The organism is Mesorhizobium sp. M7A.F.Ca.US.006.04.2.1, from assembly GCF_004022915.1.
In the GTDB taxonomy this organism is placed as follows: domain Bacteria; phylum Pseudomonadota; class Alphaproteobacteria; order Rhizobiales; family Rhizobiaceae; genus Mesorhizobium; species Mesorhizobium ciceri.
In genome coordinates, this window is sequence record NZ_RZQA01001709.1 from 1 (window position 1) to 316 (window position 316).

1 protein-coding gene is annotated in these 316 nt (G+C 65.8%); it reads right to left on the bottom strand.

Annotation, left to right across the window (positions count from 1 at the left end; translation table 11 throughout):
• Positions 1–316 (bottom strand): hypothetical protein (locus tag EN925_RS41395; protein ID WP_245487506.1); only part of this gene is annotated, 316 nt, incomplete at both ends.

Below are 316 nucleotides of genomic sequence, written 5' to 3' on the forward strand. Positions count from 1 at the left end.
CCGGAGCAACTGGCTCGACCGGATCGACAGGTTCGACCGGCTCTACTGGGGCAACAGGTTCGACCGGATCGACCGGAGCAACCGGCTCGACCGGCGCCACAGGAGCAACCGGTGATACCGGAGCAACTGGCTCGACCGGATCGGCAGGTTCGACCGGCTCTACTGGGGCAACAGGTTCGACCGGATCGACCGGAGCAACTGGCTCGACCGGATCGACAGGTTCGACCGGCTCTACTGGGGCAACAGGTTCGACCGGATCGACCGGAGCAACCGGCTCGACCGGCGCCACAGGAGCAACCGGTGATACCGGAGCAAC